Raw genomic sequence first — 12,512 nt, 5'->3', positions numbered from 1 at the left:
CGTAATCGGTCCTCGAATTTTCGTTTTACGGTGAGTTGAAAATAGACGGCATCTTTAATGCTACGCGGCTAGTCGTTTTTAAGTTGGCCAATAATGTCCATCTCGCGCTTGATCGCAAGAGCATCAAGCTTTTCCAGTGGCAGGACTAAAAAATATCTGATGCGAGCCAGGATAAAATTGAAAACACTTTTAAAAGCGCGGCGCTGCTCTTCTGCGTTACCTTGTACTGCTGCTGGGTCTTCAAATCCCCAATAGGCGGTAATCGGTCTTCCAGGCCATACCGGACAGACCTCGCCAGCTGCTTTATCGCAGACAGTGATCACAAAATCCATGACGGGAGCATCCGGTGCGGCAAATTCATCCCAGCTTTTACTGCGCAATTCCTCGACTGGATAATTCAGGGTTTTAATTTGTTCGATGGCCAAAGGATGAACAGTGCCGGTAGGATGGCTGCCGGCACTGTAAGCTTTGAATCTTCCAGCGCCTAGCTTATTAAATGCCGCTTCCGCCATGATGCTACGGGCCGAGTTGCCAGTACATAAAATTAGAACGTTATAAACTCTGTCATTCATAAAAAGCCTTTTAATTTAAGTGCATACAGATGCATCAGGAAGTTCTTGGGCGTTATTTGATAGCCTGGGCAGGCAGAAGCAAATTCGGTGGCGTTGCAGGCCATCGGGGCTTTGGTTTTTGCATTCTCACTGTGGAGGCTGGTATTCATGGCTTGATGAGTCATTTTTCTCCTCACCCCCTAATTTCAGCCACCATTGAAACAAGCTGTCGGAAACGGCATGTAAGCGCGTGATCCTGTCATCCAAATCGTGCAGCATTTGCTCGCTGGGGTGGACACAGGCCGAGCTGTCGGCGACACGCTTGCGGGCCTGAAGCAAACAGTCTTGTATCTTGTGTCGGGTGATTTCCAAATGAAACTGTAAGGCCAGGCAGCGGCCGTGCAGAAAGCCCTGCTGTTTAACGCATTCGCCATAAAACAGCGGGATACCGCCGGTCGGCACCGAGAACGTGTCTTCATGCCATTCAAACGCCTCAAAACTGGAAGGTAGTTGGGCGTCGATCAACGTCGAGGCTTCTGCTGTGCTCTCTACCCGAAACCAGCCGATTTGCATGGCCGGAGCTTTGCTGATGTGGCCGCCCAAGGCTTTGCTAATAAGTTGTCCACCAAAACAAATGCCCAACACCGGCAAATCGATTTCAGCAGCTTGCCGTATCAGTTCAATTTCATCGGCGATCCAGGGATGATCACTATTCACGCTGAGGTTACTCCCCAAAAAAATCAAGCCGGCACTGTCCAGTATGTCCTGTGGTAGCGCTTGTTGTTGATCGATACGAATCATCTCGTAGGACACGCGCCGAGCATCGAGAAAGCTCGCCAGATAGCCCATGCCGCCGCAACCGTCATGTTGAAAAACCCGGATGACTTTTTCGCTCTGGTTCATTGCTGTTTCCAAGTGTTGAGCTAACGCATAGCGGGTATCAGCCCCGTAGTGCATTACCTCTCCGCATAAAGGCGTTTCCTGAATAAAAATGCCACATTCACCAGTGCAACCATCACCGGCACTTCGATTAAGGGTCCAATCACCGCCGCAAAAGCTGCACCACTATTGATGCCGAACACCGCCACCGCAACGGCAATCGCCAGTTCGAAATTGTTGCTGGCTGCGGTAAAAGCCAATGTAGTGGTTTGACCGTAATCAGCGCCGACCACCTTACCCATCACGAAGCTGACCAAGAACATGACAACAAAGTAGATCAACAGCGGCATGGCAATTCGCAGCACATCCAACGGCAACTGCACGATCAACTCGCCTTTTAGGGAAAACATCACCACGATGGTGAACAGCAAGGCAATCAGCGTCAGCGGGCTGATTTTCGGCACAAAGGTCTGCTGATACCAATCCTTGCCTTTGGCTTTAACCAGCAGTAAGCGCGTGGTGAAACCGGCGATGAAGGGAATACCCAAGTAGATGAACACGGTTTTGGCGATTTCGCCTATGGTGATGGCGACCAGGCTACCTTGCAGCCCGAATATCGGAGGCAGCACAGTGATGAATACCCAAGCATAGACACTGAAAAACAGCACTTGAAACACGCTGTTGAAGGCGACCAGAGCGGCACAATATTGATTGTCGCCACGCGCCAGTTCGTTCCAAACGATTACCATGGCAATGCAGCGAGCCAAGCCGATCATGATCAATCCAGTCATGTATTCGGGATAATCGCGCAAAAACACAATGGCCAACGCAAACATCAGCACCGGCCCAATCAGCCAATTCTGAATCAGCGATAAACCCAATACCCGCCAGTTGCGGAATACGTCGCCCAGCTCTTCGTAATGCACCTTGGCCAGCGGTGGGTACATCATCAGGATTAGACCAATGGCAATGGGAATATTGGTTGTACCGACTGACACCAAGGCATTGAGTTGATTGACCTGGCCCGGCCATACAAAACCGATGGCAACGCCAATTGCCATAGCGATAAATATCCATAGCGTCAAAAATCGATCTAGGAACGATAGGCGTGGATGCGGACAAAGCGGGGTATTCATGGGTAATCTCCTATAAATTAGGCAGTGGCTGCGCCGCGTCAGTCAGAGCCGACCTGTTTCGGGTTACAGCAAGGCGATGCAGGCTGTAATTGGATAACATCATCTTCACCAAACATCGGAATGCTACTCAAAGAATGAAACGCTTCCCAGGCGATGCCTTGTGGATCGACGGTCCAATATTTATCCGATTGGGCATAGCAGCAAGCCGCCTGTTTTTGTTCCGCAACAGGTAGTGAGGCATGAGACAGTCCTTGTTGTACGGCTTCCAATTCACTGGCCGATTCCACTTGGATACCTAAATGATCCAGTCCAGCCTTGCGTCCACGCTGGGAAATTGCAAAATTGATGCGCGGATCATCCAGCAGCCATTTGGCGTAATCGTTTTCCAACACCGTCGGTTGGCTTTGAAACAAGGCACTGTAAAAGCGGATGTTTTGCTCGAGATCGTCGACGGCGATATGGATATGCAGGCGTTTCATGTCATGAGTTCCCTTAAATTGAAATGGCAGGTATCGAAAAACGTCAGGTTGGCAGCCGCTGCTCGCCGACCAGAGCCTGCAAGCGCTCGACGCCTATCGGCTCTTGTTGCAGCAAAGGCACAACGGCATAGCGCTGGGCATGTTGCGTGGCGACGGCAGTGATTTCCCGCAGTTCATTGGCGGCTCTTTGCCGCAGCAAAGGCGACTTGGCTGAAGTGGCTGCCACGCTGGTGTTGATGATCCAGGCCCAGGCTTCGATGCCGGCGCGTTTCAGGTCGGCTTGGAGGCTGGCGGCTTCCAGCACTGGCGTGGTTTCCGCCAGGGTCACGATCAGAACCTTGGTGCGTTTCGGGTCTTGCAGTCGCATCAACGGCGTGGTGTAGTGCATGCCAGTCGTGTCCATTTGCCGGCTGATTTCGCGGTGATAGGCGCCGGTCGCATCCAGCAGCAGCAAGGTATGGCCGGTGGGCGCGGTGTCCATCACCACAAACTTGCTGCCTGATTCGCGGATGATGGCGGAAAAGGCCTGAAACACCGCGATTTCTTCGGTGCAAGGCGAGCGCAGATCTTCTTCCAGTAAGGCGCGGCCTTGTTCATCCAGCTTGGCGCCCTTGGTTTCTAATACGTGTTGGCGATAACGTTCGGTTTCCAGTTGCGGATCGATGCGGCTGACGGCTAGATTGTCCAGCGTGCCATTCAATGTCTCGCTCAAATGGGCCGCCGGGTCTGACGTGGTCAGGTGCACCGGCAATCCTCGACGCGCCAGTTCCACCGCAATGGCGGCGGCCAGGGTGGTCTTGCCGACGCCGCCTTTGCCCATCAACATGATCAAACCGTGTTCGTCTTTGGCGATTTCATCAATCAGTTCGGACAGGTTCGGTTCGTCCAGCTCCAGCGGCGAATCGACGGCGACTTCGGTCGTTGTGGTCGTGCCGTCGAATAATTGCCGCAATGCGGTTAGACCGACCATATTGAAAGGCTTGAGCATCAACCGATCGCACGGCAGCGGTTGCAAAACGGCGGGCAAGTTTTGCAGCGCGTCTTGTTCGCGTTCGTGAATCGCCGCGGCCAAGGGATCGGACTCCGTTTCGTTCTGTGGCAGGATGCCATTGATGACCAGATGTTGTTGCAACAGTCCTATCGCCGCCAGTTCTTCATGGGTGCGGGCGACTTCGCGCAAGGTGGCTTGCTGGGCGCGCGCGACCAGAATCAAGCGCGTGCGCTGAGAACCAGCCAAGGCGTCGACGGCGGCTCTGTATTGTTCGCGCTGCTTTTCCAATCCGGCCAACGGCCCCAGGCAGGACGCATCACCCTTGCCGGCTTCCAGGAAACCACTCCAGGCACCGGGCAGTTGCAATAAACGTATCGTATGACCGGTCGGCGCGGTATCGAAGACGATGTGATCGTAACCCGCCGTCAGCGCGCTATCGGTCAATAGTGCGGTGAATTCGTCGAAGGCGGCGATTTCAGTGGTGCAGGCGCCGGACAATTGCTCTTCTATGCCTTTGACGACGGTATCAGGCAACAGGCCTCGCACCGGGCCGACGATGCGGTCGCGATAGGCTTGAGCGGCGGCTTGTGGATCGATCTCCAGTGCCGATAAGCCCGCCACCGAAGGCATTTCGGTGATCCGGTTGCCGATGGCTATGCCGAACACCTGGCCGACATTGGAAGCAGGGTCGGTGCTGACCAGCAGCACCTTGCGGCCGGCATCGGCCAAACGAATGGCCGTGGCGCAGGCGATGGATGTCTTGCCGACACCGCCCTTGCCGGTAAAGAACAAAAAGCGCGGCGGTCGATCGAGGAATTTCATGGATTAAGCCTTAGCAGCACTTGCTGCCGCTGCAACAGCTGGACGCTGGCTTTTCCGCAACGGCATCGATGGCTGCCCAGCGTGCCAGTTCTGTTCGGTTTGGATAACGACCGGCCAGCGCCACTTCGCCATCGACCAGAATCAACGGCAGGGCTTCTGCGCCGGAACGCTCCAAAAAACCTTTGACAATCGGGTTTTCCGCAAAGGCCATCGGTTGCTGCGCCAGATTGAAGCGCTCGATTTGCGCGCCATTTTGCTTGGCCCAATCCACATCCGCGGAAACATCCACCAATTGTTGATCGACGTCCACACCGCAGACACCGGTGCTGCAACACAAGGCAGGATCGAAAATTTGAATAGTGCTCATGGCTAAACTCCCAAAATCAAGGTAACAAGGTGCCGATACGGTCCAGTTCGGCTTTCAGGCGCGCCGGATCGTTCTTCAAGTCATCCAGCGGTAGGGCCAGGAAGGTTTCGATGCGATGACGCAAAATGCCATAAGCGGTCTCGAAAGCGGCTTTGATTTCTGCTTCCGTGCCTTCGGCATGCGCAGGGTCTTCCACGCCCCAATGGGCGCGCATGACCGGGCCAAGATAGGCAGGACAGGTTTCGTTGGCGGCGTTACCGCAAACGCTGATGACGATGTCCGGCGTGACCGGCAGGTCGTTCCAGGATTTGCTGTAATAACCTTCGGTGGAGATACCTTTCTCTTGCAACAACGCCACGGCGCCGCTGTTCAGGCGACCGATGGGTTTGCTGCCCGCACTGATCGCATGCCAACCTTCCGGGGCCAAGTGGTTGAAAACCGCTTCGCCCATCAGAGAGCGGCAGGAATTGCCGGTGCATAGAAATAAAATATTCATAGTGGATAGTTCTTAAGGTAGGGATGAAAAAAATCAGTCGCTGTCGCAACATGCCGATGCCCCGCCGGCATCAAGACACAGCTCGGGTTGCCCTGTGCAGCACTCCGCCGTCAGATAATCGATCAACGCCTGCATCACGGTTAAATTGGCTCGGTAACGCTGATAGCGTCCTTCTTGCGTCACGTTGACCAAGCCCGCATGTGTCATCGCTTTCAGATGAAACGATAAATTAGTCGGCGGCAAAGCCAATTCAGTGGCGATTTCCCCTGCAACCAGACCGGTCGGTGCGTGTTTGACCAGCAGACGGAACACGTCTAGCCGAACGCCAGATGCTAGTGATTCAAACAATGTGGTGGCAATTTCTTTATTCATGTAATCAACTATACAACAATAGTTGAATAGTTAAAAGCAGAATGATGCATATTGCTAATGACAAGTCAGGACGTTAAACCGGACGTTCAAATATGGGATTTTGTGATAGCTTGAGTGTCTTGAATTGGCCGAACTGAGCCAATCAAAGGTGAGACAAGCCCTATCGATTAAACGCCTGATACGCTGAAGACTCAGGCCAGGTTACTCTGAAAGATACCCAGCGCGGGAGGCGAGCGCGAGCCTGACCTAAACAGGCCGAAAAAAATGATGTTGGGTCACACGCCAGTTAGGGTGTGATATAGCCGTATTGAATGAGCTTTTTGATCCAACGCGGCGCGTTGCGCTGGACAGCCAGTGCTTCGTAGTCCGTATCGGCATCCCGGTAATAATCGCCGCGCTGGATCAACAAAAACACGATTTTCAGTAACTTATGGGCGATGGCAAAAATGGCACGTTTACGCCCGCGTCGTATCAGCAAAGCCTTGAACTTGTCTTGTAAGCGGCATCGGGTTCGACTGGCGGCATTGGCAGCTTCGCACAAAATGCGGCGCAGATAAGGATTGCCTTTGCGGGTCCTGGCCGATTTTCGTTTGCCGGCCGACTCGTTTTGGCCGGGGCAGACGCCGGCCCAAGAAGCCAGTTTGTCGGCTGAGCCAAAGGCACTCATGTCGTCGCCGATTTCGACCAATAACATCGCGGCGCTCAGTTCGTCGATCCCCGGTATCGTTTGCAGATTTTGCAGTATCCCTTGATAGTCACGCAAATGGCTCAGCAAGGTTTGGCGAAACCGCAGGATACGCGCTTCCAATTCGTCGAGATGCGCCATGAGTTCGCGAATGACGAAGCGGTGACTGTCCGACAGTTCCCCCGCCAAGGCTTCGCGTAATTCATCGGGCGTGGCTTTCAGGCGTGGATCGGCATGGGCTACTAATTGCTCGGGTGTTTCGCCGTCCAGCAAGCCTTGGATCATGGCTTTGGCCGATTTGCCGGACAAATCGCTGATCACGACGGACAGGCGAATACCGGCGTCGGTCAACAATTTGTGCAAACGGGTTTTCTCGCCGGCGGCGATGCCGGTCAGCTTTTGCAGTTGCCGGGCGATCAGGCGATAGTCGCGGAAATGCTGAGGCGGTACGAAGCCGCCACGCAACAAACCGCTTCGGGCCAGAATAGCCAGCCATTGCGCGTCGTTGATATCCGTCTTGCGCCCAGGGACTTGCTTGACATGGCGAGCATTGACCACGGCCAAATTCAAGCCATACCACTCCAATGCCGCATAGGGACTCTTCCAATAAATGCCCGTGCTTTCCATCACCACGAGCTCCGGATGAAAGGACGCTACCCACGCAGCCATTTCGCGCCGATCCCGTTTGAAACCACCAAACTCGCGCACTTCGGTGGCGACCTCGCCCAGGTCGTTTTCATACAAGACACAGACGGTCAGCTTGGCTTGGTGTACATCCAGCGCCGCCACACAACGATAGACTGCCGTTAATTCCATCATGGCCTCCCAGGGTGTAAACTTGATGTGCAGGGAGGCGGCGGATGTCAGGCTAAATTCACCTTCAGGCTTGAACAGTCCGAGGTCTTATTACTCTGCGATCTATTACGATTTATGCCGGGGTACGAGTTAGTCTGACGGGTCACGTTACTGGTTCAGGATCAAGTCGCTAAGAATTTGATCGACCTCTACCCGCCGCCTCCCGCGCAGTATCTTTCATTTGCCGGGGCGATGCCTAGCCTTCATGAACGTTACTCAGCAAATCCTGCCTACCCGATTACAAACCCCAAATTGCTACGCTTTGATGACCGCAGGCTATTGCGGCCATATTTGCAAACGATTGGACGTAAACCAGCGTTCAGCCAAGAATAGCCATTCCTGGCCAGGGAATAATCTGATGCAGGAAATTACCGCCAAGGGGATAGACGTGTTATTGAGCCAAGGCCCAAATGAACTCTCCGCGCAACGATTTACGCAAACCCGATACCAGTGCGTTGTGTTCCCGCCATCAATTATGAAGTCAACCAGGCTTTCATGGCGCGAGCGCTCGATTATCTGCTAAAGCGTAATGAGATTTATCCGCCCCGGCTTGATTATGAATCTGCGTCGGCTGCGCTGGTCAAGGCGGGATAAATAGCAGCAAATAGGCTGATTTTCTTGGGATTGTCTTTCATAAGGAAACAACTCAGTTCTCATATCGTTATTTACAAAGATTCATAACGAACTAAACTGTGCTTGGAATCGGTGGCACAACGCAAACCGTCGATAGACTTTGTTTCCTCATTGATTAAGGTAAAACGATGCGAACAAAACAGCCGCAAGGCGCGCACGCGTTAACATGGTTCATTTCGGGTTTGATTACCCTGGGCGCTTCGAGTGGACTGGCCGCGGAAGTCAAAACCTATACCAAGCCGCCCATCGCTGCCTTTGAAAGCCAGATGCAAGATGCTTTGCTGGGCGGCGACAAATACCAAAAACCGGTGTGGAATCTGCACGATGCGCTGGGCTTGCCGAAATGGTTGTCCATGTCGGTCGAACAACGCACGCGTTATGAATCGCAGGATGGGCAGTTCAAGGCCAGCGGTAAGGGCGGCGATCAGCAAATCCCGTTGCAAACCGACTTTTGGTTGCAAGCCAATTTGGGCGCCTTTCGAGTCGGCGCGGAATTCCTGGATGCCCGGGCGCTAGGCGCCGATAGCGGTTCCGGTGTCAATAACACCCATGCGGACGAGGCCGATTTCATTCAAGGTTATGCTGCGTGGGCCGATCAAAACCTGTTTTACAGCGGTTTGGGCGCGGAAGTCGTGGCCGGCCGGCAAACCCTCAATCTGGGTAGCCGGCGTTTGGTAGCCAGAAACGCGATGCGTAACACTATCAACAGCTTTACCGGCGTGAAGATTCGCTTATTGGATTACAACCATTGGCAATTCAACGGCTTTATTACGATGCCGGTCAATCGTTACCCCACCGCGTCGGCGGATATTCTCGATGAAACCCATGAATTCGACGAGGAAGATACCCATACCTGGTTCTCCGGCGGTTTTTTGGAAGTCTATGATCTGGCTTGGGGCATCAACAGCGAACTGTATCTGTATCATCTTGACGAAGGCGATAGCCAACGCAATCAGACGCGCAATCGCCGTTATTTCACGCCCGGTATGCGTTTTTACATGAAACCGGCCAAGGGGGCGTTTGATTTCTCCACGGAAACCATAGGCCAGTTCGGTACGGTGCGCTCGAACACCAATGCCGGCAATGGCGCGGATTTGGACCATTCCGCCTGGTATCAGCACCTGGATGTGGGCTATACCATTGATATGCCTTGGTCGCCGCATGTGAATTTGGAATATGATTTCGCCAGCGGCGACCACGATCCCAACGACAAAAAGGATCAGCGCTTCGATACGCTGTACGGTGCCCGCCGATTCGAGTTTGGCCCCACCGGTATTTATGGTGCGTTTGCCCGCAGCAATATCAATACGCCAGGGTTGCGGGTCACCGCCGCGCCGCGTAACGATGTACAACTGGGCTTGGCACACCGGTTTTATTGGCTGGCTGAAGACAAGGACAGTTGGACTACGGCAAGCTTGCGCGACATCAGCGGTAAAACCGACAGTTTCATCGGTCAGCAATTGGACATGACCGCGCGCTGGGACTTCAACAGCAGTTTGAATTTCGAGGCCGCTTGGGCGCATCTATTCAAGGGCGCGTTTGCCAAGGAAACCCAAAACGCACCAAATCCGCAAGATGTGGATTATTTCTACGTCCAAAGCCAGCTGCGATTTTAAACACCGGATCGGGAGATCATCATGCGCATCAAAACACTTTTTACTTTACTGCTTGCCGTCCAGGGGCTTTGTCTGACGTCTATTGCGTGCGCCGAAACCACGCTGGTCGCCGTCGCCGCTGACTTCACAAAGCCGATGACCGAAATTGCCGCTGAATTCCAAAAAGTCACTGGCCACGAGGCCAAGCTTTCGTTCGGTTCGTCCGGCAAGGCCTTCGCCCAGATCGAGAGCGGCGCGCCGTTCGAGGTGTATTTGTCCGCCAGCGAAAAATACCCGCAGGAACTGGAAAAGTCCGGTCTGGTCGTGCCCGGAAGCCGTTTTGTCTATGCCATCGGCAAACTGGTTCTATGGTCGGCGACGCAGGGCTTGGTAGATGACAAAGGCGAAATCCTGAAAACCGGCGGCTTCAAACACATTGCATTGGCCGATCCCTCTCACGCACCCTACGGCGTGGTCGCGGAAGAAGTCATGACCAGCCTGGGCGTGCTGGACAAGCTGCGGCCTTTGTGTGTGATGGGTGAAAACATCTCGCAAACTTTCCAGTTCGTCACTACCGGCAATGCCGAACTGGGTTTCGTGGCGCTGGCCCAGGTGATCGATCTGAATACTGGCAAGATCGGCAGCGGTTCTGGCTGGCTGATACCGGACGAGCTGCACGGGCCATTCAACCAGACAGCGGTGTTGCTTAAAACCGGCGCCGAAAATCCGGCGGCGCGGGCTCTGGTGGCTTTTCTGAAATCGGAGGCGGCGCGGGCCATCATCCGAAAATACGGCTTCGGCTCACCCGAGTAGGGCGATGACATCATGTTGAACGAAGCCGATATCGCCACCCTGTGGCTGACATTCAAGGTCGCCAGTTTGGCCACCGTGATCATGCTGATGCTGGGTACGCCGCTGGCGTGGTGGCTGGCGCGCACGACCTCGCGTTTCAAAGGTATCTGCAATGCATTGGTGGCCTTGCCGCTGGTGTTGCCACCGACGGTGTTGGGTTTCTATCTGCTGGTAGTGCTGGGGCCAAAAGGCCCTATCGGCCGGCTGACCAGTGAACTGGGTTGGGGCACCTTGCCGTTTACCTTTAGCGGCCTGGTCGTCGCCTCGGTGTTTTATTCCCTGCCTTTTGTCGTGCAACCCTTGCAGGCGTCGTTTGCGGCAATTGGTCAGCAACCCCTGGAAGCCGCCGCTACCTTGCGCGCGGGGCCCTTGGATACCTTTTTTAACGTGGTGCTGCCGCTGGCCAAGCCGGGTTTCCTGACCGCCACGATCCTGGGCTTTGCGCATACTGTTGGCGAATTCGGCGTGGTGTTGATGGTGGGGGGCAACATTCCGGATAGGACGCGTGTGGTGTCAGTGCAAATCTACAATCACGTCGAAGCTTTGGACTATGAACAAGCGCATTGGCTGGCCGGCAGCCTGCTGGCGTTTTCCTTTACTGTGTTGCTGGTGCTGTACAGCACGCTGAAAACCCATCCCGTGGCCCATCAACTAAAATGACGACTTCAATAAACGCAAAATTCGATCTCGACTACGGCGAGTTTCGGCTGAACGTGGATTTGCGTTTGCCTGGCAGCGGCATCACGGTGTTGTTCGGTCCCTCCGGCTCCGGCAAGACCACTTTGCTGCGTTGCGTCGCTGGTCTGCAAAAAGCCTCTGCTGGATTTTTGTGCATCAATGGCGACGTCTGGCAGGACAGTGAGCAAGGCCTATTTTTGCCGACCCATAAACGGGAACTGGGCTATGTGTTTCAGGAAGCCAATTTGTTTCCACACCTGACCGTCGCCGGCAATCTGCGCTTTGGCTTGAAACGCATGGTCAAAACCGCCCCGCAAGCCGATTTGCCGCATATTCTGGCGTTATTGGGCATCGAGCATTTATTGGACAGAATGCCGGCGCATTTGTCCGGCGGCGAACGCCAGCGGGTCGCGATTGCCCGCGCGTTGGCCTTGAATCCGAAGATACTGTTGATGGATGAACCCTTGGCTTCGCTGGATTTCAAGCGCAAGCAGGACATCCTGCCGTTTTTGAGTCGTCTGCATGGTGAATTGCAGATTCCGGTGCTGTACGTGACTCATTCTCGGCAGGAAGTCGCGCAACTGGCCGATCATCTGGTAATCATGGACGAAGGCAAGGTGCTGGCTTCTGGCGCCTTGTCGGACACCCTGAGCCGGCTGGATGTGTCTATGGCGCAGGACAGGGAGGCCTCGACGGTTTGGCAAGTACAAGTAGTCGAACATGAAGCGGACTATCAATTGACGCGGGTGGCTTGCACGGGCGGCGAACTCAGCCTGCCGAGGCTGGCCGCCAATCCAGGCACGACGCTGCGGCTGCAAGTCTATGCCCGCGACGTCAGCATCACGCTGCAACAGCCGACCGCGACCAGCATTCTGAACGTGTTGCCGGCCGTCATCACCGGTATCGCCGATGATGACAGCGGTCATTGTGTGGTGCGGTTGCGGCTGTCTGGTTATGCTGAAGCACCGTCGGGCCTAAGCAGCGTGGATCAGGTAGCCGATTCGCCGCTGTTGGCGTATATCACCCGCAAATCCAAACTGTTGCTGGATTTACGCATCGGCATGCCGGTTTATGTCCAGATCAAGGCTAGCTCGATATTGAATTAATCATTCCCGGGGAAC

14 protein-coding genes are annotated in these 12,512 nt (G+C 54.3%); 4 read left to right on the top strand and 10 right to left on the bottom strand.

Features of this window, described 5'->3' with window-relative positions:
• Positions 1 to 68: 68 nt before the first annotated feature.
• From NM686_RS16580 to NM686_RS16535, 10 genes are all read right to left on the bottom strand, one after another.
• Positions 69 to 572 carry an arsenate reductase ArsC gene (locus NM686_RS16580; RefSeq protein WP_255188961.1) on the bottom strand — a complete coding sequence of 168 codons (504 nt, stop codon included), beginning with the start codon at positions 570 to 572 and terminating at the stop codon, positions 69 to 71.
• Positions 569 to 736, bottom strand: a complete 168-nt coding sequence (locus tag NM686_RS16575; RefSeq protein WP_255188960.1) for a hypothetical protein — start codon at positions 734 to 736, stop codon at positions 569 to 571. Before NM686_RS16575 ends, NM686_RS16580 begins: the two co-directional genes overlap by 4 nt.
• The gene (locus tag NM686_RS16570) at positions 699 to 1,508 is read right to left on the bottom strand and encodes a type 1 glutamine amidotransferase (RefSeq protein ID WP_255188959.1); all 810 of its coding nucleotides are present in this window, start codon (positions 1,506 to 1,508) and stop codon (positions 699 to 701) included. The genes NM686_RS16575 and NM686_RS16570 overlap by 38 nt, the downstream gene beginning before the upstream one ends.
• Complete coding sequence (gene arsB / locus NM686_RS16565) at positions 1,508 to 2,566, bottom strand: ACR3 family arsenite efflux transporter (RefSeq protein ID WP_255188958.1); 1,059 nt, start codon at positions 2,564 to 2,566, stop codon at positions 1,508 to 1,510. Before arsB ends, NM686_RS16570 begins: the two co-directional genes overlap by 1 nt.
• A 38-nt stretch (positions 2,567 to 2,604) precedes the next feature.
• Positions 2,605 to 3,045, bottom strand: a complete 441-nt coding sequence (locus NM686_RS16560; RefSeq protein WP_255188957.1) for an ArsI/CadI family heavy metal resistance metalloenzyme — start codon at positions 3,043 to 3,045, stop codon at positions 2,605 to 2,607.
• Positions 3,046 to 3,088: 43 nt separating this feature from the next.
• On the bottom strand, positions 3,089 to 4,858 hold the full coding sequence (gene arsA, locus NM686_RS16555; RefSeq protein WP_255188956.1) for an arsenical pump-driving ATPase: 1,770 nt from the start codon (positions 4,856 to 4,858) through the stop codon (positions 3,089 to 3,091).
• Between the two features lie 10 nt (positions 4,859 to 4,868).
• Positions 4,869 to 5,225 (bottom strand): arsenite efflux transporter metallochaperone ArsD, encoded by a 357-nt coding sequence (arsD, locus tag NM686_RS16550; RefSeq protein WP_255188955.1) that lies wholly within the window; start codon positions 5,223 to 5,225, stop codon positions 4,869 to 4,871.
• A 16-nt stretch (positions 5,226 to 5,241) separates the two neighbouring features.
• Positions 5,242 to 5,721: an arsenate reductase ArsC gene (locus tag NM686_RS16545; RefSeq protein ID WP_255188954.1), complete on the bottom strand. Its 480-nt coding sequence runs from the start codon at positions 5,719 to 5,721 to the stop codon at positions 5,242 to 5,244.
• Positions 5,722 to 5,754: 33 nt separating this feature from the next.
• Positions 5,755 to 6,093, bottom strand: a complete 339-nt coding sequence (locus NM686_RS16540) for an ArsR/SmtB family transcription factor (protein WP_255188953.1) — start codon at positions 6,091 to 6,093, stop codon at positions 5,755 to 5,757.
• A 286-nt stretch (positions 6,094 to 6,379) separates the two neighbouring features.
• The gene (locus NM686_RS16535; protein WP_255188952.1) at positions 6,380 to 7,594 is read right to left on the bottom strand and encodes an IS110 family RNA-guided transposase; all 1,215 of its coding nucleotides are present in this window, start codon (positions 7,592 to 7,594) and stop codon (positions 6,380 to 6,382) included.
• An 800-nt stretch (positions 7,595 to 8,394) separates the two neighbouring features.
• Between NM686_RS16535 and NM686_RS16530 the strand changes: the two genes are divergently transcribed.
• The 4 genes from NM686_RS16530 to modC are packed head-to-tail and all read left to right on the top strand — an operon-like array spanning position 8,395 to position 12,497.
• Positions 8,395 to 9,882, top strand: coding sequence for an alginate export family protein (locus NM686_RS16530; RefSeq protein WP_255188951.1), 1,488 nt, complete (start codon positions 8,395 to 8,397; stop codon positions 9,880 to 9,882).
• A 21-nt stretch (positions 9,883 to 9,903) separates the two neighbouring features.
• On the top strand, positions 9,904 to 10,674 hold the full coding sequence (gene modA / locus NM686_RS16525; protein ID WP_255188950.1) for a molybdate ABC transporter substrate-binding protein: 771 nt from the start codon (positions 9,904 to 9,906) through the stop codon (positions 10,672 to 10,674).
• A gap of 12 nt (positions 10,675 to 10,686) precedes the next feature.
• The gene (gene modB / locus NM686_RS16520; RefSeq protein WP_255188949.1) at positions 10,687 to 11,373 is read left to right on the top strand and encodes a molybdate ABC transporter permease subunit; all 687 of its coding nucleotides are present in this window, start codon (positions 10,687 to 10,689) and stop codon (positions 11,371 to 11,373) included.
• Entirely contained in the window at positions 11,370 to 12,497 is a 1,128-nt protein-coding gene (modC, locus tag NM686_RS16515; RefSeq protein WP_255188948.1) for a molybdenum ABC transporter ATP-binding protein, read from the top strand. Before modB ends, modC begins: the two co-directional genes overlap by 4 nt.
• The last annotated feature ends 15 nt before the right edge of the window (positions 12,498 to 12,512 follow it).

This window comes from Methylomonas rapida (assembly GCF_024360925.2).
Lineage (GTDB): Bacteria > Pseudomonadota > Gammaproteobacteria > Methylococcales > Methylomonadaceae > Methylomonas > Methylomonas rapida.
The sequence above is the reverse complement of the archived record's forward strand: the minus strand, read 5'-3'. Positions and strand labels throughout refer to the sequence as shown.

Bases quoted from the DNA above. Each gene is read 5' to 3' on its own strand.
- NM686_RS16580 (WP_255188961.1), bottom strand. From the start codon at position 572: ATGAATGACAGAGTTTATAACGTTCTAATTTTATGTACTGGCAACTCG.
- modA (WP_255188950.1), top strand. From the start codon at position 9,904: ATGCGCATCAAAACACTTTTTACTTTACTGCTTGCCGTCCAGGGGCTT.
- NM686_RS16530 (WP_255188951.1), top strand. From the start codon at position 8,395: ATGCGAACAAAACAGCCGCAAGGCGCGCACGCGTTAACATGGTTCATT.
- NM686_RS16535 (WP_255188952.1), bottom strand. From the start codon at position 7,594: ATGGAATTAACGGCAGTCTATCGTTGTGTGGCGGCGCTGGATGTACAC.
- arsA (WP_255188956.1), bottom strand. From the start codon at position 4,858: ATGAAATTCCTCGATCGACCGCCGCGCTTTTTGTTCTTTACCGGCAAG.
- NM686_RS16575 (WP_255188960.1), bottom strand. From the start codon at position 736: ATGACTCATCAAGCCATGAATACCAGCCTCCACAGTGAGAATGCAAAA.
- arsB (WP_255188958.1), bottom strand. From the start codon at position 2,566: ATGAATACCCCGCTTTGTCCGCATCCACGCCTATCGTTCCTAGATCGA.
- NM686_RS16540 (WP_255188953.1), bottom strand. From the start codon at position 6,093: ATGAATAAAGAAATTGCCACCACATTGTTTGAATCACTAGCATCTGGC.
- modC (WP_255188948.1), top strand. From the start codon at position 11,370: ATGACGACTTCAATAAACGCAAAATTCGATCTCGACTACGGCGAGTTT.
- NM686_RS16570 (WP_255188959.1), bottom strand. From the start codon at position 1,508: ATGCACTACGGGGCTGATACCCGCTATGCGTTAGCTCAACACTTGGAA.
- NM686_RS16545 (WP_255188954.1), bottom strand. From the start codon at position 5,721: ATGAATATTTTATTTCTATGCACCGGCAATTCCTGCCGCTCTCTGATG.
- modB (WP_255188949.1), top strand. From the start codon at position 10,687: ATGTTGAACGAAGCCGATATCGCCACCCTGTGGCTGACATTCAAGGTC.
- NM686_RS16560 (WP_255188957.1), bottom strand. From the start codon at position 3,045: ATGAAACGCCTGCATATCCATATCGCCGTCGACGATCTCGAGCAAAAC.
- arsD (WP_255188955.1), bottom strand. From the start codon at position 5,225: ATGAGCACTATTCAAATTTTCGATCCTGCCTTGTGTTGCAGCACCGGT.